Genomic DNA, 25751 nt, shown 5'->3' on the forward strand with positions numbered 1-25751 from the left:
ACGACGCCCACCGAGGGAAGCGAGCCTCGCGCATCCGTCAGGCGGGCACTGTGCGCAGCACTCGGTAGGCTTGAAGGGTGACTTCCGAGAAACCCCACGGCCTGCCCGGGCTCTTCGTTGCCTTCGAGGGCGGCGACGGCGCCGGAAAATCCACCCAGGCCTCCCTCCTGTGCGAAGCACTGGGGGCCGCGGGCATTCCGGTACTGCGTACCCGCGAGCCGGGTGGGACCCCGGTGGGCGAAAAGCTCCGCAGCCTCGTCCTTGAACACGGCCAGGGTGAGATCGACGCACGCACCGAGGCGCTTCTCTTCGCGGCCTCACGGGCCGCCCACGTGGCGCAGGTGATCCTGCCCGCACTGGCGCGCGGCGACGTCGTCGCCTGTGACCGCTATGTTGATTCCTCGGTCGCATACCAGGGTGCGGGGCGCGAGCTCGGGGCGCAGGCCGTCCTCGACGTGAACCGATGGGCCGTGGATGGGTTGCGCCCCGACCTGACGGTCCTGCTCGATGTGGAGCCCGCCGAGGGACGCAGCCGGCGGACGGCGCAGGACGCTTTGGAGGACCGCCTGGAATCCGAACCTGATCCCTTCCACGAGCGCATCCGGGCGCAGTTCCTCGCGCTCGCCGGGAAGAGCCCGGACCGCTATCTGGTGCTGCCCGCCGACGGCGTGAAAGACCAACTCGGCCGGAAGATCCTCGACGCCGTCCTTGAACGGCTCGCATGAGCGTCTGGTCGGAGCTCCGGGGGCAGGAATCCGTCGTCGAGCAGCTCAAGCGTGCGTCGCAGTCCGGCACCCCCACCCACGCGTGGCTCTTCACCGGCCCGCCCGGTTCAGGGCGCTCCAATGCGGCGAGGGCCTTCGCCGCCGCCCTGCTCTGCGACCGCGAAGCGCTCGATGAACGCGGTTGCGGGACCTGCAAGGCCTGCCGGACGGTACTGGCAGGATCGCACGCCGACCTCACCAACGTCACCACCGAAAAGGTGACGATCACCATCGACGAAGCCCGCGAGCTGGTCCGCAAGGCGCAGGACAAACCCTCCACCGGGCGCTGGCGGGTGATTGTGGTCGAGGACGCCGACCGCATGCAGGAGCGCAGCACCAATGTGCTTCTCAAGGCCATCGAGGAGCCCCCGCCCCGAACGATATGGCTACTGTGCGCGCCGAGTCCGGGTGACGTGCTGGTCACCATCCGCTCGCGCTGCCGCTCGGTGAGCCTGCGGCTCCCACCGGTCCGTGATGTCGCCGAACTGCTGGTGGCCCGCGACGGCATCGACCCGGCGACGGCGGAAGCTGCGGCGCGTGCCGCGCAGAGCCACATCGGCGTGGCCCGGAGACTGGCCACCGACGACGGCGCCCGCGAGCGCCGCAACCAGATCGTCCGGCTCCCGCTCACGCTGCACTCGGTATCCGGGGCCATGAAGGCGGCTGCCGACCTCGTGAAGCTCGCCGAAGCGGAAGCGCAGAGCTCCTTCGAGCAACGGGATGCGCAGGAGCGTGCGGCGCTGCTGACCGCCCTCGGCGCCCCCGAGACGGGCACGCTCCCGCCGTCGATGCGGGCCCAGGTCAAGCGCCTGGAGGAGGACCAGACGCGGCGGGCGAAGCGGTCGAAGAACGACTACTTCGACCGGGCACTGACGGACCTCATCTCGTTCTACCGGGACGTCCTCATGCTCCAGCTGTCCAGCCCGCGGGAGCTCGTCAACGAGCCGCTCCGTCCCGACCTCGAGGCGTTCGCCGGCAACGGCAGCGCCGAGGATACGCTCCTCCATATCGAGGCCATCAACGAGGTGCGGACGCGGCTCGTGACCACCAATGTGTCTCCGCTCCTCGCCATCGAAGCCATGGCCGTGAGCCTTCTGTCCCGAAAGGACCTTGCGCGATGAAATCCGCACCGGACGGCAGTCCCGCCCCGCCCCGCCGTCGTCGGTGGGGTGCGCTCGCCGCCGGTTCCGTGCTCGCGCTTGCCCTGTCGGGATGCTCGCTGTTCCCCGGCCAGGACGGCGACGCGCCCGAGACGGGAGCCGCCAGCGCCGACCCCACCGTGGTGGGCGAGGTGCCCGGAGAGCTGGACCCGTTCTACAGCCAGCAGGTGGTGTGGGAGCCGTGCGAGGAGGAGTTCGCGTGCGCCACTGTGGAGGTGCCCCTGGATTACGACGACCCGGGGCGGGACACCATCGAGATCGCGGCGATCCGGTCCGACGCCGACGGCGAGGCCCAGGGCACCATCCTCGTCAACCCGGGCGGGCCCGGTGGATCGGGCTACAACATCGTGAAGAACGCGGTGGAGTTCGTCACGAGTGACAGGCTGCGGGAAACCTACGACGTCGTCGGCTTCGATCCCCGCGGCGTCAACCGCTCCAGCGCAGTGGAGTGCCGCACCGACGCCGAGAAGGACGTGGCGCGCGAGCAGTTCATCCCCGCCGGCGCTTCCGACGAGGAAGCACTGGCCCTCCTGACCGAGGAAGCCCGGATCTTCGCCGACCTGTGCGCCGAACGCACCGGGGAACTACTGGGCTACGTCGACACCGAGAGCGCCGCGCGGGACATGGACATCCTGCGGGCCATTGTGAATGACCCTCGACTGAACTTCCTCGGGTTCTCCTACGGGACCCAACTGGGCGCCACCTACGCGGAACTCTTCCCTGACCGGGTGGGCCGCATGGTGCTCGACGGCGCCATCGACCCGTCGCTCTCCAGCGAGCAGGTGACGCTGGGGCAGGCTGCGGCTTTCGAGGAGGCACTCCGCGCGTACATCGCCGACTGCCAGTCGGGCGACGAATGTCCGCTACCGGGGACCGTCGACGAGGGCGTCGCCGCGGTGCAGGCCCTGTTCGCCTCGATCGAGGAGGAGCCGCAACGCGCGAAGGACGGGCGGCTGGTCACCGTGGGCACCTTCGTGCAGGGTTTCATCCTCCCGCTCTACGACAACGCCAACTGGCCCACCCTGACCACCGCCGTCGAGAGCGCACTGAACGGTGACGTCAGCGACATGCTGTACCTCGCGGACCTCGCCGCGGAGCGCAGCCCGGACGGAACGTACGCCACGAATGCCACCGAGGCCTTTTTGGCCATCAACTGCCTGGACTACCCGATGACGTCGGATCCGGCGCAGATGGCCAAGGACAGGGAAGAGCTCGTGGCTGCGTCCCCCACGTTCGGGGCGCTCCTCGCCTACGGAGGAGTGACGTGCGCGCCCTGGGCCTACGGCCCGGTGCTCGAACCGGTGCCCGTCAGTGCTGCCGGAGCCGGGCCGATGCTCGTGATCGGCACAACCGGAGATCCGGCAACCCCCTATGAGTGGTCGCTTGCCCTTGCCGACCAGTTGGAATCGGCAGTGCATGTCACGTGGGAAGGCGAGGGCCACACGGCCTACGGGCGCTCGAATGACTGCATCGGCGACGTCGTGGATTCCTACTTCGTGGACGGAACGGTGCCGGAGGACGGTGTGCGCTGCTGAGCGCCGCTTTGACCAGCGGGCTTCCGCTCTTATACAGTTATTGCTTGTGGATTGACCTCCCGGAAACTTCCGAATCATGAAACATGCCTCCTTAGCTCAGTCGGTAGAGCGTCTCACTCGTAATGAGAAGGTCGCCAGTTCGACTCTGGCAGGAGGCTCACGCAAAACCCCCGGACCGCATGCGGCCGGGGGTTTTCCTGTGCGCGAGATTGCCGTTCCCGGCGTTCCCCACACCCCCGCTGATCAAGCGGTTGTGGCGGCTTCGCTGCGCGAATGGCCACCATACGTGCTTGATCAGCGGGGATCGAGGGTGGGACGGCGCGCCGGGTCAGCTCAGCGCCGGCCCGGATTCCGCCGACCCCGTCAGCTCCCCGAGGAAGGCATGGCACTTGGCGGCCCGCTCGGAGTCCTGCGCCATGACCTGCTCGAAGAAGTCAGCGATGTCGTCGCGGCCGGCGTTACGGGCATCACGTACGTACTGCCCGTAGTCGTGGCCCGCTTTCAGCGAGTGGTACTGCAGCGAGATGAGGTCGAACGAGACGTCGTCGAACCCTGTTTCTCCTGTAGCCATGTGGCACCTCCATAGTCGAAATGAACAGGTGGTGTCAGGCTATGGCGCGCCCGAAAGCCGAGGCAATAAAAAGAAAAATCAGCGGCAGGCACTCGCCAAACCGCCCTGATTGCTGTTAAGCGCTGCTATATTCCATCGGAGTCGACGACGGCGCTCCCACCGCAGCGGAACCGGCGGCGACGGCGCAGCCTGGCCCCTCCGGGCGGAGCTGATACGGGCGGTTTGAGCGGCCGCCGTTCGCAGGCACCCCGCCCCCGGAAGGGAACGATCCCGCTGATCAAGCACCTGTGGCGGCCACCCGAGTCGGGTGGCCGCCACAGGTGGTTGATCAGCGGAACTGTCGTTCAGGAAACCTGTTGCTCAGGCGAAGTCCGCCGTCGCAGGATCAGCGCCGATGCGGCCTTCCGCGCCCTTGTCGAGTGCGTTGATCGCTTCGATGTCGCCGTCCTCGAGCGTGACCTTCAAGGACTCGAAGTTCTCACGGATGCGGGACTCGGTCACGGACTTGGGGATGACCACGCTGCCGAGTGCGAGGTGCCAGGCGAGGACCACCTGTGCAGGGGTGGCGTTCCGCTTGGCAGCGATCTCCTGCAGTGTCGGGTCATCGAGCAGACCCTTCCCGGAGCCGAGGGGTGACCACGCCTCGTGGAGGATGCCCTTGCTCTCCTCGAACGCCCGAAGCTCGGCCTGGTTCAGGTAGGGGTGGGTTTCCACCTGGTTGATGACGGGCACCACGCCCGTGGCGTCGATGATCTCCTGGAGCGCCTCGACGGTGAAGTTGGAGACGCCGATGCTCTTGACCCGGCCCTGCTTCTGGAGCTCGACGAGGGCCTTCCAGGTGTCCACGTACTTGCCCTGCTTCGGCTGCAGCCAGTGGATCAGGTACAGGTCCAGGGTTTCCAGGCCGAGGCGTTCCATCGACTCCTCGAAGGCCTTCAGGGTGCTTTCATACCCCTGGTCGGCGTTCCACACCTTGGTGGTGATGAACATGTCATCCCGTGCCAGGCCGGACGACGCGATGGCGCGGCCCACACCTGCCTCGTTGCCGTAGATCCTGGCGGTGTCGATGTGGCGGTAACCCACAGTGAACGCCGTGCCGACGACGTCCTCGGCAACCTTGTCCTCGACCTGCCACACGCCGTACCCGAGCTGGGGAATGGTGTGGCCGTCGTTGAACGTCAGATTCGGGGATGCGGTCAGAACATTGGGTGAAGTAGTCATATAGGCGGCAACCGGCGTGGTGCCGGAATTATTTCGGGAAATCGCGGAAACCTCCAGGTTGCGTGTCAACCCTGGAGCTGGCGCTCCGCTTCCGCCACGTCCTCCGCCACCAGCTCGGCCCGTCGGCGAACGTTCCCGAGCCCGACGGAAGCCACTCCCCAGCGTTCGCCGTCGAGCCGGGTCATCGCGGCGGCTTCCGCCGTCGTCGCCAGCGTATTGCCTGCCTTGGAAAGCGCCCGGTGGACCTGCACCATTGCCCCGGGGATGTCGAGTCCGCTGCTGGGCGAACGCCGCTGCGCTTCCACGCAGACGCTTCGGACCCTCGGAAGCATCTCCCCCAGCTGGTTGGCGATCTCGACGAGCTCGCTGTAGACGTCGTCGTCCTCGGTGCCCTCAAGAATCTGGTGGTAGCGGTCCAGCCCGCGGCGGAAGCGGTCATGCGCCCGCCTCCAGACGCCACTGCCCAGCTCGACGTCGTCCTTGCGCCCCTGCCGGGCCGCAGCGAAAAAAGCCACCGGTTGCTAGAGGTACTGGCCGGGGCCGTGCGGATCCTCGGGCGTGAGGGACACGTTCGGCACACCCTGGACGCGCTTGGGTTCGCCGTCCTCCCCGATCACCACGCCTGGCGCAATCTGGGTACCCGGCGGCAGCTGGCGCAGCTGCAAGCGTGCGGCGAGCTGCTGGTTCGCCATGTGCTGGGCGGCGAGGGCGGTCTGGATGCCGTGGAAGAGCCCTTCGAGCCAACCGACCAACTGCGCCTGCGCCACCCTCAACTCGGCGTCGGTGGGGGCGGAGTCGTCATTGAAAGGCAGGTGGATGCGGTGCAGTTCCTGGACGAGTTCGGGGGCGAGTCCATCCTCGAGCTCCTTCATCGAGCGTTCGTGGATGGAGGCAAGGCGGACACGCCCGGCGTCGTCCAGCGGCGACGATCGGACCTCCTCGAGCAACTGCTTTAGCATGGTCCCGATCCGCATGACCTTGGCAGGCTTGTCGACAAGCTCGGCGAGGGGCGCGGCCTTGCCGTCGTCGTTGGGCTGCTGTTCAGTCATGGGCCTATATTCTCACGATTGGAGAACCCATACCGGTTACGACGACGTCGGTCCGACGACGATGCCCGGCCCGGCTGCCCTGGAAAAAGCAGCCCGACCGGGCATCGTTTCGAAGACTGCTAGCAGCAGCGCCCTTCGGGGTTCACGTCCTGGCGGTCCGTCTTGTCCCGCCAGAACTCCCGCTCCGTCATCGGAGGCTCCGCTACGTGCGTCTTCGCGTGATGGTCGAGGTACGCCTGGTAGGCGTTCTCGCCCATCACTCCCTTGAACAGCCACGCGACACCGCGGGCAGCCTTCCGTGCCCTTCCAAGGGCAAGGTTGATACTCATCAGTGGCCCGTTCTTGCCGGACGCTTGCCGGGCTCGAGCGCAGTCCACTGTGCTTCGAGCTCCTTCTCAGCCGGTGTGGCCAGGAATCCCGACGGGGCGTAGGACCGCGAGGCAACCTGAGTATCCTCGGTATCGGTTCCGCCGCCCTGCCGGATCGCCTTGATGGTGGCGATGATCGCGGTGGCAATCACGATGATCGACAGCACCACGAAGACGATCGACAGCGTGCCCTGGATGAAGGTGTTGCGGACCACTGCCTCCATTGCCGCGACGCTCTGGGCAGTGCCGAAGCTTTCCTCTCCGGCAGCCAGCGCACCCTTGAAGGCATTGTGCTGGGCCCAGTAGCCGATGTTGGGAACGGGCGAGAAGATCTTCAGGAACGACGCCGAGATGGTCACCACGGAAGCGAACGCCAGCGGCAGCGCGGGAATCCACAGGTAATTGACGACACCCTTCTTGGCGCAGATCGCCATGCAGACCGCGAGCGCGATAGCCGCGAGGAGCTGGTTGGCGATACCGAACAGCGGGAACAGGGTGTTGATGCCGCCGAGCGGGTCGGTGACGCCCATGATCAGGATCGCTCCCCAGCCGGCCACCATGATCGCCGTGCAGATCCAGGCTCCGGTCCGCCACGAGGTGTCGCGGAAACGGGGGGCGAAGTTGCCGATGCTGTCCTGCAGCATGAACCGTGCAACACGGGTTCCTGCATCGACTGCAGTGAGGATGAACAGCGCTTCGAACATGATGGCGAAGTGGTACCAGAACGCCATCATCCCCGGCCCGCCGATCAGGCCCTGCATGATCTGTGCAATGCCGACAGCCAGGGTGGGGGCACCGCCCGTGCGCGACACCACCGACTCCTCGCCGACGTTCGCGGCCAGCTGGCTCAGCGCTTCGGGAGCGAGGTTCACTCCGGCGAGACCGAGGCCGTTGACGAAAGCGACCGCACCCTCGATGGTTCCGCCGGTGGCGGCCGCGGAGGAGTTCATGGCGAAGTAGATGCCGCGGTCGATCGACAGGGCCGCGACGAGGGCCATGATCGCGACGAAGGACTCCATGAGCATGCCGCCGTAGCCGATGAACCGGGTCTGGCGTTCCTTCTGGATCATCTTGGGTGTGGTGCCCGAGGCTATCAGGGCATGGAACCCGGACAGCGCGCCGCAGGCGATAGTGACGAAGAGGAAGGGGAAGAGTGTCCCCGGCACTACCGGTCCGGCTCCCGTCGTCGCATATTCGGTCACTGCAGGCGAGGTGATCTCGGGCCTGGTGATGACGATGGCGACGGCCAGCATGACGATGGTGCCGATTTTCATGAAGGTCGAAAGATAGTCGCGGGGGGCCAGGAGCAGCCAGACGGGAAGCACTGCGGCAATGAAGCCGTAGATGATGATGCCCCAAGCGATGGTGATGCGGTCGAGCGTGAAGATCTCGACGCCCCAGGTGGTTTCGGAGATCCAGCCGCCGGCGATGATGGCGAGCATCAGCAGGACGAACCCGATGGCCGAGACCTCGGTGACCTTGCCCGGGCGCAGGTAGCGCAGGTAGACGCCCATGAAGAGCGCGATGGGGATGGTCATGGAGACGGAGAAGACACCCCACGGGCTTTCACCCAGGGCGTTGACCACGACGAGCGCGAGGATCGCGACGATGATGATCATGATGGTGAGGGTGGCGATCAGGGCGGCGGTGCCGCCGATCAGGCCGAGCTCTTCACGGGCCATCTGCCCCAGGGAACGCCCTCCCCGCCGCATCGAGAAGAACATCACCAGGTAGTCCTGCACCGCGCCGGCGAGGATCACGCCGATGATGATCCAGAGCGTGCCGGGAAGGTAACCCATCTGGGCGGCCAGCACGGGTCCGACGAGCGGACCGGCGCCGGCGATGGCGGCGAAGTGGTGCCCGTACAGGACGCGTCGGTCAGTAGCCGCGTAATCCTTGCCGTCGGCCTTGTACTCGGCCGGGGTGGCCCGGCGGTCATCCGGCTTCAGGAGCTTGCGCTCGATCAGCTTGGAGTAGAAGCGGTAGGCGATGAGGTAGGTGCAGACGGCGGCGAAGACGAACCAGATGGCATTGACGGTTTCGCCACGCACCAGGGCCAGCATGGTCCAGGAGAAACCACCCAGCAGTGCGATTCCTACCCAGATCGCGATCTTCGTTGGCGTCCAGCGACGCTCTTCTTCTTCCGCCACCTGCGGATCGACGGCGGTGGGCGGCAAATCCGGGTCGGAGACCAGCACGTCGTCGTGCCGGTAGGACCCGTTGGAATGACTCATGATGCTCCTCGGGAACGAAGGGGGTTAACCACACGAAGATAGCAATCCGTTGAGGCCTACGTCACATGATCGGCGCATGCAAGCGAGCGAATCGCCCAACGGTAGAAGCACTGCGCCGGGCGGCGCCGATAGTACGTCAGCGGCCGTCGTCGTCCTTCGCGTTGGACCCTTCGCTCAGGCTCGCATGCGTGGAGGTGCGGGGGTCCTCGCCCTCGTTGGCGGTATCCTGCGGGCCGCTGTCCACACCGTCGGGAACCTGGTCGGCAAGGTTGTCGGTGAAACTTTCCGCGGCCTTGCTCAGGCCTGCTTCCTTCTCGCCGTCGTGGTGAACCGTCATGACATACCTCCTGGGTGGGCGTTGCGCTGATCCTTCAACGATTCCACAACAATTTGACGACCGGAAGCCCGGCTGCGCCTCAGATGCGGCCCGTCGTGAGGAGAATCTTGCCCGTATGCCGGCCGGAATCGAAATAGGCGTGCGCCTCCGCCGCCTCGCTGAGCGGGAACGTGCGGTTGACCGCGGTCCGTACTTGCCCCGCGGCAACGAGGGGCCACACCTCACGGCCAACTGCAGCCATAATGGCTGCCTTCTCCACGGACGGGCGTGACCGCAGCGTGGTGCCGGTAACGCTTGCGCGCTTCGCCATGAGGGCCCCGAGGTTCAGCTCGGCCTTCGCCCCGCCCTGCAGCCCGATGACGACGAGGCGCCCGTTCACGGCCAGGGCATCGACATTCCGCCCAAGGTATTTCGCGCCGACGACGTCGAGGATCACGTCGACACCTGCACCATCGGTGGCCCGCCTCACCTCCTCGACGAAATCCTGCTCGCGGTAGTTGATCAGGGTGCGTGCGCCGAGGGATTCTGCGAACCGCAGTTTTTCGTTCGAGCCTGCCGTGACCAGCGGGACGGCGCCGAAGGCGAGCGCGAGCTGGATCGCCATGGTCCCGATACCGCCGGAAGCACCATGGATGAGGACCGTTTCGCCTGCCGTGAGGTCGGCGGACAGGAAAAGGTTGGAGTACACGGTAGCGGCGGTCTCGGGCAGGGCCGCCGCCTCCAGGAGGTCCACCCCCGTCGGCGCCTCGAGAACCTGGCCTGCCGGAACCGCAACCTGCTCGGCATAGCCTCCCCCCGCCAGAAGCGCCACCACCGCAGCGCCGGTGGCAAAGCGGGACCCGTTCGAGTCGGCAATACGGCCGGAAACCTCGAGCCCGGGATATTCCGAGGCCCCGGCCGGTGGCGGATAGACGCCGAGCCGCTGCTGCACGTCCGCCCGGTTCAACCCGGCAGCGACGACGTCGATCAGCACCTCCCCCTCCTTCAGGACCGGCGCGGGTACATCGGTGGGACGAAGGACCTCTGGTCCGCCGGATGAGCTGAGAACAACCGCCAACATGGGGGATTCCTTCACGGTTCGAGATTTTGGCCCAACACGTTCACCCGTGAAACACTATCCCCGGGAAGGTTGTCCGAGCGGCCGATGGAGCTGGTCTTGAAAACCAGTGTGCGGTAACCCCGTACCAAGAGTTCGAATCTCTTACCTTCCGCGAGAGCGCAGAGTCTGCGGTTCAGGGCCGGTTGAGGCAATCGAGGGATTGCTCCGACCGGCCTTACTCGTCTCGTGGGACGGACACCCGGCCGATGCCCGCCTGACACCACACCGCAGAGGCCGGTCGACTCTCTCCCAATCCGGAATCAACCCGGATTTCACATTGCCGCCGTGTCGATAACCCGCCGTTCATTCTTCTCTGGTTTGCTTCTGCCCGGGGGAACAAATGTCACATGCGTCACATACGGTGTGCCCCAAGTTCGAAACACCGGATATCTCGTAACTGATCAAGCACCACTCGCGGCTGGAACGAGCCAGGTCCAAGGAGAAAACAGCGGATGATCAATTCGTCAGTGAAGGGCGCGCTTTGTGCGGCGCTGTCGGTGGGCCTGCTGGCCGCACCGGCAACAGCACTCCCGGCAATTGCAGGGGAACTACCCGGCACGACGGCAGTTGCCGCCTCCGGCGTCATCATCAACGAGGCCTATGTCAACGGAGGAAGCGCCGGCGCTCCCTTCAAGAACAAGTTCGTGGAGCTGTACAACCCCACGGATGCCGCAGTGAGCCTGGAGGGGTGGTCGCTGCAGTACCGCTCCGCCAGTGGAACAAGCCCAACCGGCATGGTCCGACTCAGCGGGAGCATCGCCGCCAAGGGCTACTACCTCATCCAGGGAACCTCGAACGTTTCCACGTCCACCGCCCAGCCCGTGCCGACTCCGGACGCGTCCATGGGAACCTCCTGGGCCGCCGGCGGCGGAGTACTGGTCCTCTCGGACCAGAGCGCGAACGTGGGCGTTCTGCCCGCCGGTCCCACCGCGGGCCACCCGGGTGTCGTTGACCTCCTCGGCTATGACTCCACCAGCTTCGAAACCGCAAAGGCCGCCGGGCCGGGCGGTACGACGAACCCGAAGTCGATCAACCGCACAGGCTTTGTCGACACGGACAACAACGCGGCGGACTTCTCACTCTCAGCCACCGTCACGCCGACGAATGCCTCGGGCACTGCGGGTGAGCTGCCCCCTCCGCCCGAGCCCGAGACGCCGCCCGTCCCGGGAGCCGTGGTGCCGATCCGCGACATCCAGGGAAAAAACGCAACCTCTCCGCTGGCCGGCCAGGTGGCCACGACGCGCGGCAAGGTCACGGCCGCGTATCCCACCGGTGGGTTCGACGGGTACTTCCTCCAGACCCCCGGAACAGGTGCCACCGCGGACCAGAATGCTTCCGACGCGATCTTCGTCTATTCGCCTCCCACGGTCGGTACCGTCGCCATCGGCGACTACGTCGAGGTCACCGGCACGGTGGGTGAAACCTTTGGGATGACCCAGCTGACCGTCGCTGCAGGCGGTACCACGAAGATCGCCGAAGCGGCCGAAGAGGTCAAGGCGTCGGGTATCGCGCTGCCGGCCAGCGAGGTAGCACGCGAAGCAGTTGAGGGCATGCTCCTCCAGCCGACCGATGCTTTCACGGTTGCGGACAACTACAGCCTGAACCAGTACGGCGAGATCGGTCTTGCGTCCGGATCCGCGCCGTTGCTGCAACCTACCGAGGTTGCGCGCCCGGGCACTGCGGAGAACGCCGCCGTGGTGGCCGACAACGCGGCCCGTGGCATCAAGCTCGACGACGGCGCCTCCACCAATTTCCTCTCCTCAGCGAACCAGGACCGGGCGCTGCCGTATCTGACGCAGACCCAGCCGGTGCGCGTGGGGTACACCGCTGGATTCACGGCGCCGGTGGTTCTCGATTACCGGAACAGCGCCTGGAAGTTCCAGCCGGTGACTGAGCTGAACGCCTCAAATGCGGCAGCCGTCCAGCCGGTCACGTTCTCGGGCAGCAGGCCGGCCTCTCCCGAGAATGTCGGGGGCGACCTGAAGATTGCCTCGTTCAACGTGCTCAACTACTTCTCGACAACGGGCGACCAGCTGACTGGATGCTCGTACTACAACGACCGTCAGGGCAACCCGCTGACCGTCCGTGGCGGCTGTGACGCCCGCGGCGCAGCCACGACGGCGAGTTTCGAGCGCCAGGAAGCGAAGATCGTCGCCGCGATCAGCGAGCTCGACGCCGACGTCGTCACCCTCATGGAAATCGAGAACTCGGCCAAGTTCGGCAAGGACCGCGACAGCGCCCTCGCCACCCTCACTGCTGCGCTGAACGAGCGCGCGCCCGGCGTCTGGGACTACGTCCGTTCACCGGAAGCGGTTCCCGCACTGGAGAACGAGGACGTGATCCGAACGGCCCTCATCTACAGGAAGGCTGTCGCGGAGCCGGTCGACGAATCGGTCATCCTCGACGACGACGTCGCGTTCTCGAATGCCCGCAAGCCCCTCGCACAGGCCTTTCGGCCGGTCGGCGGCGGCGCGGACACTACGTTCCTCGCGATCGTCAACCACTTCAAGTCGAAGGGATCACCCGCGAGCTCCGGCCCCAACTCCGACAACGGCGATGGCCAGGGCGGCTGGAACGCTGCCCGTGTCCAGCAGGCGACGGCGCTGGTCGGTTTCGCCGACCGGATGAAGACCGAGGCGGGAACCGACAAGGTGTTCCTTACCGGCGACTTCAACTCCTACTCGGCCGAGGATCCGATGCAGGTTTTCTATGGAGCCGGCTACCTCAACCAGGGCGCAAAGACGGACAAGCACTCCTACGTCTTCTCCGGCCTCAGCGGCTCACTCGACCACGTACTCGCCTCACCCGCTGCCGATGCGACTGTTGCAGGGGTGGACACCTGGAACATCAACTCGGGAGAGTCGGTGGCCCTCGAATACAGCCGGTACAACACCAACATCACCGACTACTACGCGCCTGACCCGTACCGCGCAAGCGACCACGATCCGGTGATCGTAGGAGTGGACGCTGCACCCGCTGACACCACGAGTGAACTGAACCTCCTCAACATCAACGATTTCCATGGCCGTATCGACGCCAACACGGTGAGGTTCGCCGGCACTGTCGAAAAACTGAAAGCGGGCTTCGCCGAGGGTGACTCAGCCTTCCTGTCAGCCGGTGACAACATCGGTGCCTCCCTCTTCCCCTCCTCGCTGCAGCAGGACAAGCCGACGCTCGAGGTTCTGAATGCCCTTGAGCTGCGCGCTTCGGCTGTGGGGAACCACGAGTTCGATGCGGGCACGGAGGATCTGTCGGGCCGCGTGGCCGACCTCGCGGACTTCCCGTACCTCGGCGCCAACGTCTACGCCAAGGGAACGGTCGATCCGGCGCTCGAGGAATACTCCATCATCAACGTCAGCGGAATCGACGTCGCAGTGATCGGTGTCGTGACGGAAGCCACGGCGTCGCTGGTGAGCCCGGGCGGTATCTCCGGTATCGACTTCGGCGATCCCGTGGAGGCGGTCAACCGCGTCGCCAAGGAGATCGAGGCACAGGACCTCGCCGATGTGATCGTCGCCGAGTACCACGACGGCGCCGGAGACGGCGTGGTCGAGGGAGCCACCATCGAGCAGGAAATCGCGGCAGGCGGATCCTTCGCCAGGATTGCCACGGAGACCTCGCCCCTGGTCGATGCCATCTTCACCGGCCACACCCACAAGCAGTACGCGTGGGACGGCCCGGTTCCGGGTGTCGAGGGCAAGACCCGCCCCATCCTGCAGACGGGTTCCTACGGCGAGTTCGTCGGTCAGATCACCCTGACCGTCGACGACGCCACCGGGGATGTCCAGGCGTACACCGCGCAGAACGTTGCACGGACCACTGACACCGACGCGTCGCTCACCTCCACTTTCCCCCGCGTCGCCGAGGTCAAGCGCATCGTGGACAGCGCACTCGCCCAGGCCGCAGTCATCGGCAACCAGCCGGTCGGTTCGGTCACCGCTGACATCACGACGGCGTTCACGGGAACCGGCCGCGACGACCGCGGATCGGAGTCGACCCTCGGAAACCTCGTGGCCGACTCCCTCCGCTCGAGCCTCGGCTCGGCGGAACGCGGTGCAGCAGAGATCGGCGTGGTCAATCCGGGTGGGCTCCGCAACGAGCTCTACCATTCCCCGGACGGTGTGGTGACCTTCGCCGAAGCCAACGCCGTCCTGCCCTTCGTGAACGACCTCTGGACCACCACCCTGACCGGTGCGCAGTTCAAGGAGGTCCTGGAGCAGCAGTGGCAGCCGGACGGCAACTCGCGCGGCTTCCTGGCGCTCGGCCTGTCCGACAACGTCAGCTACACCTACGATCCCGCTCTCGAGCGTGGGTCCCGCATCACGTCGGTGACCGTCGATGGTTCGCCCCTCGACCCTGCACGCGCCTACCGTGTGGGCACCTTCAGCTTCCTGGCGCAGGGTGGCGACAACTTCACGGTTTTCCGTCAGGGTACCGACACCCGTGAATCGGGCCTCGTGGACCGGAACGCCTGGATCGACTACATCAAGGCCAACAGCCCGCTCTCGCCGTCGTTCGACCGGCGCGGAATGGTTGTCCAGGGCGCCCCGTCCGCAGTCCGGGCCGGGGATGCCGTGTCCTTCAACGTCTCGAAGCTGGATCTCACTTCCTTGGGGAGCCCGGTCAACACCTCGCTCACGGCGAAGTACGTCGCGGCGGACGGCTCGTCGACCGACCTGGGATCGTTCCCGGTCAGCGGCGGTGCCGCTGCGGTGGCCGTTACGGTTCCGGCGAGCGCGAGCGGTGCGGGCAGCATCGTCCTGGTGGCAGGTGAATCGCAGACCACCGTCACCCTGCCTGTGACGGTTGAAGCGATGGTCCCCGAGGTGCCGGTGGAACCGGCCCTGCCGATCTGCGGCAAGGACAAGCCCGGCAGGGGAGCCGAGCCCGAAAAGGGCACGGACGCGTCTGAAAAGGCCGAGCACGAGAAGCAGGGCAAGAAGTGCACGCCTCCCGGAAAGGCAAGGGGCTAACTGGCGCCCGACCGAGAATCGGCAGGACCCCCGCGGTAGTTCGTGGGGGTCCTGCCCTTTAACCGCCCTCCGTCGAACCGCCCTCCGGCGTTTCCCTTGCTTCCCGCCGGGACCGGCTCAGCTCTGGTGCTGGGGCACTTCCCGTGCTGCGGACGCGGTAAGACTGGTGACAATGGACTTCGCGATGTCGTCGGCGTCGCGCAGGGTCCGGGCGCCGGCCTCGAGGGAAGCGCCGGCCTCGGCCGCGATGGCTGTCCCCCACTGCACCGAGGCAAGCTGCAGCCCGATCACGAAAAAGTCCTCCTGGATCCCGCCGGCGGCGTTGAGTGCACGGTAGGGGGGCGCTGTCACGTCGAGGCCGCCCGACGCCACCGGCACGCCGTCATCCGCCAGAAAGAGATGCGGCCTCGCCACACCGTCAGCGATCAACTGGCGCAGAAGCACTGAAACGCTCGTGGACACCCGGTTCGCCGGCATCATCGCCTCCACCAGGTAGCGGGCGGTGAATTCGGTACCCACCCACGGTGATACGGCCCGGAACAACCCTTCCTCCGTATCGACGCCGAACTTCGGGTTCGGTCCCACGAAATGCACGAGTCCGGCCCGCACGAGCGCTGCCAGCTGGAGGATCCGCTGCAACGGGGGCCCGCTCACAAGTCCCTCGACCAACGGTTCGAACCAACCGCGCAGTTCAGCCGTCCAGGCGGCGTCGGTCAGCCCGCCGTCGGCCGCAGCCTGTTTGATCATCGACCGGCCGGCGGCCAGTGCTCGAATGGCCGCTTTCAGCGGATCATCGACGCCGGGAGCGGAACCTGCGGCGTCGGCATCGAGAAACTCCAGGACGGCGTCGTCGAAGGATCCGCCGCCCTCGAAGTGTCGCCCGGCGAAGGGGTGCCCCAGTGCTTCGACGTCGAGCTGGAGAACGGCGGGCACCAGCCGATCCAGCACCTCGCCCAGGGCATGGTGCCACTCCGTCCCCGGGCGATCAAGGGCCCGGCGCACCGCGGCAAGGACCTCCGCCGGAGGCCTGAGCAGCGCCCGGGGATTCACCCGCGCCAGCGAGCCGTAGTACGCCCACAGCACGTCGCGGTGAAGCAACGGCCAGAAGTCGTGGTCGAAGCCGGGCTGGATGCCCGACAGGGCGAACGCCGCCAGCGACTCCGGGGTGCAGTAGGGCGCCAAAGGAGAAGAGCGCTCTTCATGCTCGATGGAGAGGCCGGGGCCGCGTGCTGCAGCCCGTGCCCGGTAGGGTGCCCCCCTGCGCGACGCGGCGATGATCCGGGGTTCCCTGCCCGACGCCGCATAGACCAGCCGGCCCTCGCTGTCCTCGGTGAACCTGCCGCCGCGGCCCTCCGTCAGCTGGATCATGGCGTCGAAGAAGTTCAACCCCAGGCCCCTGACCAGCACGGGTTTCCCGGCGGGCAGGCGTTTCCAATCGACGTCGGCGGGTACTGCCGGCGGCCAGTACTGCAGGCCATAGCGTGCGGCGGCGTCCTGCAGCTTCTCCTGCTCGGGCATCAGCTTCGCGGGCAGATGTCCTGCCGCGAGGACCACGGCGTCGACCGCCAGGCAGGCGCCGTCGTCGAGCTCGAGCAGCCATTCGTCGCCCTCCCGGCGCGCACCCAGCACCTCCGCCGCATGGTGAACGACGACGACGGCCTCGCCTGCGTACTCCACCAGCTGCTGGAACACCCAGGCCAGGTACCGGCCGTACAACCTCCGGCTCGGGAAGTCCTCCGCGCCAAGGCGTCGCGCCTCCGCAGCGTCTTCGGCAGGTAGCTCAGCAAGGGCACCGGAGGCCGCGAATGCGCGCCACTGGTCGAAACTGAGGTGCACTGAGGAAGCCGGCAGCGCCTGCGCCGCCTCACCTACCGGCACCACGGTGGGATACCGCGACGGCGTGTTCATGAGGAAGAGCCTCGACTGGTCGGTGCGCCAGACATGGCCGGGCCCGGGTTCGAAGGGGTCGATGACGTGGAGAACGAGCTGCACTCCAGCGGCGTCGACCTGGCCCAGGTGGGCGATCAGGCGCTCGACCACCGACGTTCCGCGGGGGCCGCCGCCGATCACGGCCACCTCTGCTCTCCCCCGGTTGATCATGACTCCACCCTATCCAATGCGTATTCCCCGATAAGCCGCCGCCGGACTGCCGTGCCGGGATGATTCCGATTCTGTCTAGGATTGCTGGATGACGCATTCCACAGAACAGCGCCCACCCGCATCCATTGATGAGTTCCTCTGGCTTGAGGACATCTACGGCGACCGGCCGCTGGAGTGGGTCCGGGCGGAGAATGCGCTCACCGAGGAGAAGCTCATTACCCCGGGCTTCCTGGACATGGAAGCAAAGGTCCTCGAGGTTCTCGATTCCACCGACCGCATCCCCATGGCCACCAAACGGGGAGCGTACTACTACAACTTCTGGCGCGATGCGGGGCACCCCAAGGGGCTGTGGCGCCGCACTACGTGGGAAAAATACACCACCGCCGCGCCGGAGTGGGAGGTGCTGGTCGACGTCGATGCGCTCAGTGCAGGCGAGGGCGAGGAGTGGGTCTGGGGCGGAGCGCTTTTCCTCCGGCCGGCATCCGGCGAGGATTACCGCCGCGTGCTCGTGGCGCTGTCCCCCGACGGCGGGGACGCCACCCGCTACCGGGAATATGACATCGAAGACCGCTCCTTCGTGGACGGCGGTTTCGACATTCCGACAGCCAAGAGCCGGATCAGCTGGGCGGGGCCGGACACCCTCAATGTGGCAACGGACTTCGGCCCCGGCACCCTCACCTCCAGCTCCTATCCCCGCACCGTACGCAGGCTTCAGCGTGGCCAGGCACTGGAGGACGCCGGACTGTATTTCGAGATTCCGGGACACCACATGATGGCCTTGGTGATCCGCGACCAGACACCGGGTTTCGAGCGCGACGTCGCAGTGGACACCATCGACTTCTATTCGAGCCGCACGCACGTGAGGATCGACGGCGAATGGGTGCACCTGGATGTGCCCGAGGACGTGAACGTCTCCTTACACCGGCAGTGGCTCATCTGCCGTCCCCGGACCGACTGGGCCTGTGGGGGCAAGAACCACGCTGCCGGCTCGCTGCTGGTCATCGGGCTGGACGATTTCCTTGCCGGCGACCGCTCGTTCACCTGCGTGTTCACGCCGGACGCCGCCACTTCGCTGCAGTCGTGGAGCTGGACCCGCGACTACCTCCTGCTCAACCTGCTGCGGGACGTATCATCCGAAATCCGCATTCTCGACCCGGCCAGGAGCTGGGCTGCGAGCCTCCTCGACGCGTGCCCTCCCCTCCACGCCGTGGACGCGTTCGCCGTGGATGACGAGGACCCGGAAGCGGGCAACGACTACTGGCTCGTGGCCACAGGTTTCCTCACGCCCTCGGCGCTGTACCGGGGGGAGATCGGCGGCAGTCACCGGCAGGTCAAGGCCACGCCGTCCTTCTTCGACGAGGGCGCGTTCCAGGTCGAGCAGCATTTCGCGGTGTCGGAGGACGGCACCCGGGTGCCCTACTTCCAGGTGGCAGCGAAGGACCTGGTGCTCGACGGCGGCAACCCCACCCTGCTGTCCGGATATGGCGGCTTCGAGCATTCGATGACCCCTGCCTACAGCGGCGTGGTGGGTCGGGGCTGGCTGGAGCGGAGAACGGACGACGGACGACGGGGGGTCTACGTTCTCGCGAACATCCGCGGCGGCGGTGAGTACGGGCCGCAGTGGCACCAGGCGGCCCTGCACTCCAATCGGCACCGGGCGTATGAGGACTTCGCGGCGATCGCCAGGGACCTGGTACGGCGCAACGTCTGCACGCCTGCACTGCTGGGTTGTACCGGGCGCAGCAATGGCGGCCTGCTGGTGGGCAACATGCTCGCCACCTACCCCGATCTCTTCGGAGCCATCTCCTGCGGCGTTCCGCTGCTGGACATGCGCCGGTACACCAAACTGTCGGCCGGTTTCTCGTGGATTGCCGAATACGGCGACCCTGACAAGCCGGAGGAATGGGAGTACGTGCGGACCTTCTCGCCGTATCACCTGGTGCGCCCCGGCACCGCTTATCCCGAGACACTGATTTGGACCGCGACGAGCGATGACCGCGTGGGGCCCGTCCAGGCCCGCAAGCTGGCCGCCCGGATGAAGGACATGGGGGTGGGAAACGTGTGGTTCCACGAAGCGTTGGAGGGCGGCCATGCCGGTGCCTCCGACAACCGGCAGGCCGCGAGGATGCATGTGATGACCTACGAGTTCCTGTGGCAGGCGTTGACGCGCCACGCGTAGCCAGGACCGATCCGGCGGTTTTGCTCTTGTGTGCCCCTTCTGGGTAACCTTGGGAAGCTAGCAATAGCAATTGGAGACGTGCCAGAGCGGCCGAATGGGCTTCACTGCTAATGAAGTGTGGGCCAAAAGTCCACCGGGAGTTCAAATCTCCCCGTCTCCGCGCCAGGGCCCCCTAGGAATAGGGGGCCCTTTTGCATGGGTTTCGATGCGCGGGCTCCCCGCGGGTCAGGCCGGCAGGTCAGGCCCGCAGGGCAAGGGCGAACGGCAGCACCGACTCCGCGCCTGCCATTCTCAACGCGCGCCCTGCCACGGTGATGGTCCAGCGGCTGTCCGCGAGATCGTCGACCAGCAACACCGGTCCCGGGTTGGCTGCGAACCAGGCCTGGCCCTCGGCCGGAACACTGAACCGGTCCCACACCGAGGCGAGCCGGAAGGCGCTGTTGCCGCCCGGCTCCCCGGCGGGCCAGCCCTCCGGAGTGCCGAGTACACCGAGAAAAGGTATCTTCCCCACTCCGGCGAGCGCCTGCGCGAGGGACCCGATAAGCTGGGGGCGCCGATGTGAGGGCATCGCGACCACCGCAACGGGCCGGGCATCCCAGTTCCACTGGGATAGGACCCGGATGCAGGCGTTGATCACGGCCGGGTCCAACGGGGCATCAGGGCTCGCGTCGGCCAGAAGCTCCCGCAGCCGGTTCCCCCACCCGAGGTCGGTCATGCGGGCAAGCGCCCGCCCGGTCCCCGCCAGCTCACCGGGCTTGAGCTTGCCCTTGACCTGCACTCCCAGTTTGTCCATGCCGCTGGGCCACTGCCCGCGTGGCTCGAGCTCCACGCCCACCCGGCTCAGCGCCTGACCCGCGTTGTCGGATGCGTCGTGCCCGATATCGTCGGAGTACCACGGCCCGGCGCAGTTGTCGCAGCGGCCGCAGGGTGACGCCGTCGGATCGTCGAGGGAGCGCGCGAGGAATTCCATCCGGCATGCTGAGGTGGTTTCGTAGTCGAGCATCGCGCGCTGCTCGGCGATCCTCGCCTCACTGATCCGTCGGTACCTTTCGGCGTCGTAGACCCAAGCGCGGCCGGTGGCCTCCCAACCTCCCGATACCTTTCGGACGGCGCCATCGACGTCGAGCACCTTGAGCAGCAGCTCCAAAGGTGACCTCTTGAGGTTGACCCGCACCTCCAGGGCAGGCGTCGAGAGAACGGTCCCGGGCTCCAGCGCCCCGAGGACCTGCTGTGCAGAATCCTCGGAGGGCATTGAGGAGGTGGCGAAGTACTCCCAGATGTCCCGGTCCTCCGCACCGGGCAGCAGCAGCACATCGGCATTGGGCGTACCGCGACCGGCCCGGCCCACCTGCTGGTAGTACGCCACCGGTGAGGAGGGCGCACCGAGGTGAACCACGAAACCGAGGTCGGGCTTGTCGAATCCCATTCCCAGCGCACTCGTGGCGATCAGTGCCTTGACCTCGTTCTGCTTCAGCGCAGCCTCGGCCGCCTCCCGGTCCACCGGGTCAGTCCGCCCGGTGTATGCCCGTACCGCGTGGCCGTTCTCACGAAGGAGCCGTGCGGTGTCCTCTGCCGCCGACACCGTGAGGGCGTAGATGATTCCGCTCCCCGGAAGGGAATCCAGGTGGGTCAGGAGCCAGGCAAGCCGTGATCGGGGGCTCGGCAGGCGCAGGACGCCCAGCCGCAGTGATTCCCGCGCAAGCTTCCCCCGCAGCGTGAAGACATCGGTGCCGCCGGTGCCCAGCTGCTCCTCGACGTCCTTCACCACCCGGGAGTTGGCAGTGGCCGTGGTGGCAAGCACCGGCACGCCCTCGGGGAGCGCCGCAATGAGCTCGCGCAGCCTGCGGTAGTCAGGGCGGAAGTCGTGGCCCCAATCGGAGATGCAGTGTGCCTCATCGATCACCAGCAGCCCGGTGCGGCGCATCAGTTCGGGCAGGTGGCGTTCCCGGAATGCCGGGTTGTTCAGCCGCTCCGGCGACACCAGGAGAACGTCCACCTCGTTGGCGTCGAGCTTCGCGGTGATGTCGTCCCAGTCCGTCTGGTTGGCGGAATTGATGGCCTCCGCGCGCACTCCGGCCCGGGCTGCGGCGGCTACCTGGTCCCGCATGAGCGCCAGCAGGGGGGACACGATCAGGGTGGGGCCCGCGCCGCGGTTCCTCAGCAGCAGGCTCGCCACGAAGTAGACGGCGGACTTGCCCCACCCTGTGCGCTGGACGACCAGTGCCCGCCGGCCTCCTTCGACGAGCGCCTCGATCGCTTCGAACTGGCCTTCGTGAAAACCTGCGTCCGCGTTGCCGACCAGCGATTGCAGCATGCTGGTGGCCTGGTCCCGGAGAAGTGCTGTTTGTGGCATGCCGCCAAGTATTCCAGCCGCTACTGCCATTCCACGCGGCGGGGCAGGGGTATGTGGGCAAGCCGACGGACGGCACAGGTCAGCCGAATGGCCCATGGGGAGCGATCCACCAACAGTTAGACTTCAAACCGTGAACAAAACCTTCGATCTTTCTGCTTCATTCAAGGCCTATGACGTACGGGGTATCGTCGGCGAAACCATCACGGTGGAAACCGTGACTGCGGTGGGTGCGGCCTTCGTCGATTCCCTCGACCTGGCGGGCGAGTCGATCCTGGTCGGCGGGGACATGCGTCCGTCGTCGCCGGAGTTCTCCAGCGCCTTCGCGAAAGGTGCCACCCGGCGCGGAGCCGATGTGGTGCTGCTCGATCTCATCTCGACCGATGAGCTCTACTACGCCAGCGGGACCCTCAACGCCGCTGGCGTCACTTTCACCGCGAGCCACAACCCGGCCCAGTACAACGGCATGAAAATGACCCGTCCCGGCGCCGTCCCCCTGTCCTCCGAGACCGGGCTCAAGGAGATCCAGACCCTCGCCGAGCGATACCTCGACGAAGGAGCCATTCCCGAGGTCACCAAGCCCGGCTCCATCAGCGTGCGCGACGTCCTGCCGGGATACTCCCGCTTCCTGCGCTCGCAGGTGGACCTCTCCTCCCTGCGCCCGCTCAAGGTAGTGGTCGACGCCGGCAACGGAATGGCCGGCCTGACCACGCCCGCAGTCCTCGGCGACCGCCTCCTGCCGGCGTTGCCGCTGGAGATCGTCCCGCTGTATTTCGAGCTGGACGGCACGTTCCCCAACCACCCGGCCAACCCACTCGAACCGGAGAACCTCCTCGATCTGCAGGCGGCCGTCGTGCGGCACGGCGCCGACATCGGCATCGCGTTCGACGGCGACGCCGACCGCTGCTTCATCATCGATGAAAAGGGGGCACCGGTCTCCCCCAGTGCCGTCACCGCCATGATCGCCCGCCGGGAAATCACCCGTGCCCAGGCAGGCGGCGAGGAAACCCCTGTGATCATCCACAACCTCATCACGTCCCGCGCCGTGCCCGAACTCGTTGCACGCGAGGGAGGACGACCGGTGCGCACCCGCGTGGGGCACTCCTTCATCAAGGCAGTGATGGCGGAAGAGGGAGCCGTCTTCGGAGGTGAGCACTCCGCCCACTACTACTTCCGTGACTTCTGGAACGCCGACACCGGAATGCTCGCCGCCATGCACGTCCTTGCCGAGCTCGGCGCACAGGACGGCCCGCTGTCCGAACTCGGCCGCGAGTACGAACCCTACTTCTCCTCGGGCGAGGTCAACTCAAGGGTCGAGGATCTGCCTGCCGCAATCGGGCGTGCCCGGGCAGAGTTCGAGACCGACGGCGTGGTGGTCGACGAACTCGACGGCGTGACGTTCACGCCGGAGCACGGGAAGTGGTGGTTCAACCTGCGCGCCTCCAACACGGAGCCCTACCTGAGGCTGAACGCCGAGGCGGTGGACCCGGCAACGCTTCAGCAGGTCGTGGACCGGGTCCTCGCCCTGGTCCGGCAGTAATTCCAGTTCCGCAATAGGTCCGGTCCGGCGGAACCCGTGGCCCTCCGAAGTAAAACGGCCTCACTGCTTCCAGGTCAGGAAGTAGCGAGGCCGTTTTTCTGCCGAAACCGTCAGACCGCGCTGAACCGTTCCTTCAGCTCGTTGAGCTGATCCGTCAGTTGCTCCGGCAACGAGTTCCCGAACCGGCCGTACCACTCCTCGATACCCTCCAGTTCGGCGGCCCACTCCGCGGAGTCCACGTGCACGGCTGCCTCTACTTCGGCCGGGGTCATGTCGAGCCCCGTCAGATCGAGGGCATCGCCGGTCGGAACAAAGCCGATGGGCGTCTCGACGGCATCGGCGGTTCCCTCCAGGCGCTCGATGACCCACTTGAGTACGCGGGAATTATCACCGAAGCCGGGCCAGGCGAACCCGCCGTCGGCCGTCCGCCGGAACCAGTTGACCAGGAAGATCTTGGGCAGGCGCTCCTGGTCGGCCTTTGCGCTCAGGTCGATCCAGTGCCGCAGGTAGTCGCCGGCGTCGTATCCGATGAAGGGAAGCATCGCCATCGGATCCCGCCGCACCCGACCCACCTCGCCCGCTGCTGCGGCCGTCGTCTCCGAGGACAGGGTGGAACCCATGAAGATTCCGTTGGCCCAGCTCCGAGACTGCGTCACGAGCGGGACCGTGGTCTTCCGCCGCCCACCGAAGAGGATGGCTGACAGCTCAACGCCCTCGGGCCGGTTGAATTCCTCCGCCAGCATGTCGATCTGGTCGATCGGGGTGCAGAATCGGGCATTCGGATGAGCTGCCGTGTGTCCTGACTCGGGCGTCCAGTCGTTCCCCTGCCAGTCGGTCAGGTGCTCCGGCACTTCCTTCGTCATGCCCTCCCACCACACACCGCCGTCGTCGGTCAGTGCCACATTGGTGAAGATGGAGTTGCCCTTGGCGATGGCGCGCATCGCGTTCGGGTTCGTATGCCAGCCGGTGCCCGGAGCGACGCCGAAAAGACCCGCCTCCGGATTCACTGCGCGCAGCTCGCCTTCCTTGCCGAAGCGCATCCAGGTGATGTCGTCACCCAGCGTTTCGACCTTCCACCCGTCGATCGTGGGGTCGAGCAGCGCGAGGTTGGTCTTGCCGCAGGCCGACGGGAAGGCGGCCGACAGGTAGTAGGTCTTCTCCTGCGGTGAAGTGAGCTTGAGGATCAGCATGTGCTCAGCCAGCCAGCCCTCATCGCGTGCCATGACCGAGGCGATGCGAAGCGCGTAGCACTTCTTGCCGAGCAGGGCGTTGCCGCCGTAGCCGGAACCGAAGGACCAGATGGAACGCTCCTCGGGGAAATGCACGATCCACTTGTCGCTGTTGCACGGCCACGGGACATCGGCCTGGCCCTCCGCCAGGGGTGCACCGAGGGAGTGGAGGGCGGGCACGAAACCGGCATCGAGCTCGGTCATCCGATCGAGGACGGGGGTGCCGATGGTGGCCATGATGCGCATGGACGTGACCACGTAGGCACTGTCGGTGATTTCGACGCCGAACTTCGGATCCTCGGCATCCAGATGGCCCATGACGAACGGAATCACGTACAGCGTGCGGCCCTGCATGCATCCGGAGAAGAGTCCCCGTAGCTTCTCCTTCATCTGCTCGGGATCCATCCAGTTGTTCGTGAACCCCGCCTCACGTTCATCCTTCGAGCAGATGAAGGTCTGCTCCTCGACCCGCGCGACGTCGGCGGGATCGGAGAACGCGGCGAAGGAGTTCGGGAAGGTCTCGGGATTCAGCCGGACGAAAGTCCCTCCCACAACGAGTTCGTCGGTGAGCCTGTTGTTCTCCTCCTCGGAACCGTTCACCCAGTACACCCTGGCGGGTTGCGTCATTTCGGCGACTTCACGGACCCAGGCAAGCAGCCCTGGGTGGGTGGTCGGCGCGGCATAGCTACCCGCAGCAGATACGGAAGCATTCGCCTCGCTCCGGTCGGCGGTAGTCTGACTTTCTTCAACCTGCTGGCGTACGGGATCGCCCATTACTCTTCCCTTCGTTGGGTGGCTGGTGTGTATTGATGCTAAGTGGACGCTATTTCGATGGTCGGCGCAATGGAACCCGGAAAACTCCTTCCGAAGGCCAATAACCGCGGCGAATCAAGCCGGGATGGAGTCCGAACCAGCCCCGCTGTGACAAAGGTCACATAGACCGGTATAGTCATCCTGCGATGATCCGGCTGATTAGGCACTCCTGATATTTGGCTGTAAAGTTGTCTACGGCCAAACGGCTGGCTGGTGGAACGGTTTATCG

Annotated in this window: 17 protein-coding genes and 3 tRNA genes; 9 read left to right on the forward strand and 11 right to left on the reverse strand. The window is 66.3% G+C overall.

The annotated features are described in order from the left end of the window. Positions 1 to 77: 77 nt before the first annotated feature. The 4 genes from tmk (at position 78) to IWX65_RS06325 (ending at position 3617) form a co-directional block, all read left to right on the forward strand. Positions 78 to 725 (forward strand): dTMP kinase, encoded by a 648-nt coding sequence (gene tmk / locus IWX65_RS06310; RefSeq protein ID WP_334683699.1) that lies wholly within the window; start codon positions 78 to 80, stop codon positions 723 to 725. Next, entirely contained in the window at positions 722 to 1885 is a 1164-nt protein-coding gene (locus IWX65_RS06315) for a DNA polymerase III subunit delta' (RefSeq protein WP_196881594.1), read from the forward strand. The genes tmk and IWX65_RS06315 overlap by 4 nt, the downstream gene beginning before the upstream one ends. After that, positions 1882 to 3459: an alpha/beta hydrolase gene (locus IWX65_RS06320; protein WP_196881595.1), complete on the forward strand. Its 1578-nt coding sequence runs from the start codon at positions 1882 to 1884 to the stop codon at positions 3457 to 3459. Before IWX65_RS06315 ends, IWX65_RS06320 begins: the two co-directional genes overlap by 4 nt. A gap of 85 nt (positions 3460 to 3544) precedes the next feature. Then, positions 3545 to 3617 (forward strand) — tRNA-Thr (locus IWX65_RS06325). A 170-nt stretch (positions 3618 to 3787) separates the two neighbouring features. On the opposite strand, the gene IWX65_RS06330 is transcribed toward IWX65_RS06325, so the two are convergent. From IWX65_RS06330 to IWX65_RS06365, 8 genes are all read right to left on the reverse strand, one after another. Further along, the gene (locus IWX65_RS06330; protein WP_026548814.1) at positions 3788 to 4030 is read right to left on the reverse strand and encodes a hypothetical protein; all 243 of its coding nucleotides are present in this window, start codon (positions 4028 to 4030) and stop codon (positions 3788 to 3790) included. A gap of 360 nt (positions 4031 to 4390) precedes the next feature. After that, on the reverse strand, positions 4391 to 5230 hold the full coding sequence (locus IWX65_RS06335; protein WP_334683717.1) for an aldo/keto reductase: 840 nt from the start codon (positions 5228 to 5230) through the stop codon (positions 4391 to 4393). Positions 5231 to 5316: 86 nt separating this feature from the next. Next, positions 5317 to 5766, reverse strand: coding sequence for a hypothetical protein (locus tag IWX65_RS06340; protein WP_196881597.1), 450 nt, complete (start codon positions 5764 to 5766; stop codon positions 5317 to 5319). Between the two features lie 6 nt (positions 5767 to 5772). Next, complete coding sequence (locus IWX65_RS06345; protein WP_196881598.1) at positions 5773 to 6300, reverse strand: bacterial proteasome activator family protein; 528 nt, start codon at positions 6298 to 6300, stop codon at positions 5773 to 5775. A 119-nt stretch (positions 6301 to 6419) separates the two neighbouring features. Next, on the reverse strand, positions 6420 to 6629 hold the full coding sequence (locus IWX65_RS06350) for a YbdD/YjiX family protein (protein WP_196881599.1): 210 nt from the start codon (positions 6627 to 6629) through the stop codon (positions 6420 to 6422). Beyond that, the gene (locus IWX65_RS06355) at positions 6629 to 8902 is read right to left on the reverse strand and encodes a carbon starvation CstA family protein (RefSeq protein WP_196881600.1); all 2274 of its coding nucleotides are present in this window, start codon (positions 8900 to 8902) and stop codon (positions 6629 to 6631) included. Before IWX65_RS06355 ends, IWX65_RS06350 begins: the two co-directional genes overlap by 1 nt. A gap of 136 nt (positions 8903 to 9038) precedes the next feature. Then, complete coding sequence (locus IWX65_RS06360; RefSeq protein ID WP_196881601.1) at positions 9039 to 9239, reverse strand: hypothetical protein; 201 nt, start codon at positions 9237 to 9239, stop codon at positions 9039 to 9041. A gap of 79 nt (positions 9240 to 9318) precedes the next feature. Further along, positions 9319 to 10299, reverse strand: coding sequence for an NAD(P)H-quinone oxidoreductase (locus IWX65_RS06365; protein WP_196881602.1), 981 nt, complete (start codon positions 10297 to 10299; stop codon positions 9319 to 9321). Positions 10300 to 10362: 63 nt separating this feature from the next. On the opposite strand from IWX65_RS06365, the gene IWX65_RS06370 reads away from it, so the two are divergent. Then, positions 10363 to 10450 (forward strand) — tRNA-Ser (locus IWX65_RS06370). 340 nt (positions 10451 to 10790) lie between these two features. Further along, positions 10791 to 15311 (forward strand): ExeM/NucH family extracellular endonuclease, encoded by a 4521-nt coding sequence (locus IWX65_RS06375; protein WP_196881603.1) that lies wholly within the window; start codon positions 10791 to 10793, stop codon positions 15309 to 15311. A gap of 117 nt (positions 15312 to 15428) precedes the next feature. On the opposite strand, the gene IWX65_RS06380 is transcribed toward IWX65_RS06375, so the two are convergent. Further along, entirely contained in the window at positions 15429 to 17411 is a 1983-nt protein-coding gene (locus tag IWX65_RS06380; RefSeq protein WP_196881604.1) for an FAD/NAD(P)-binding protein, read from the reverse strand. Positions 17412 to 17499: 88 nt separating this feature from the next. Here IWX65_RS06380 and IWX65_RS06385 point away from each other — a divergent pair, with 88 nt between their 5' ends. Both IWX65_RS06385 and IWX65_RS06390 read left to right on the forward strand, forming a co-directional pair. Then, positions 17500 to 19590 (forward strand): prolyl oligopeptidase family serine peptidase, encoded by a 2091-nt coding sequence (locus IWX65_RS06385; RefSeq protein ID WP_196881605.1) that lies wholly within the window; start codon positions 17500 to 17502, stop codon positions 19588 to 19590. 72 nt (positions 19591 to 19662) lie between these two features. Continuing rightward, positions 19663 to 19750 (forward strand) — tRNA-Ser (locus IWX65_RS06390). A gap of 78 nt (positions 19751 to 19828) precedes the next feature. On the opposite strand, the gene IWX65_RS06395 is transcribed toward IWX65_RS06390, so the two are convergent. Beyond that, on the reverse strand, positions 19829 to 21943 hold the full coding sequence (locus IWX65_RS06395) for a RecQ family ATP-dependent DNA helicase (RefSeq protein WP_196881606.1): 2115 nt from the start codon (positions 21941 to 21943) through the stop codon (positions 19829 to 19831). A gap of 94 nt (positions 21944 to 22037) precedes the next feature. Between IWX65_RS06395 and IWX65_RS06400 the strand changes: the two genes are divergently transcribed. After that, complete coding sequence (locus IWX65_RS06400; RefSeq protein ID WP_196881607.1) at positions 22038 to 23480, forward strand: phosphomannomutase/phosphoglucomutase; 1443 nt, start codon at positions 22038 to 22040, stop codon at positions 23478 to 23480. 110 nt (positions 23481 to 23590) lie between these two features. Here IWX65_RS06400 and IWX65_RS06405 read toward each other — a convergent pair whose 3' ends face one another. Then, positions 23591 to 25483, reverse strand: coding sequence for a phosphoenolpyruvate carboxykinase (GTP) (locus tag IWX65_RS06405; protein ID WP_196881608.1), 1893 nt, complete (start codon positions 25481 to 25483; stop codon positions 23591 to 23593). Positions 25484 to 25751 lie beyond the last annotated feature (268 nt).

Origin of the sequence: Arthrobacter sp. CAN_A214, assembly GCF_015751955.1 — a bacterium.
Taxonomy (GTDB): Bacteria; Actinomycetota; Actinomycetes; order Actinomycetales; family Micrococcaceae; genus Arthrobacter_D.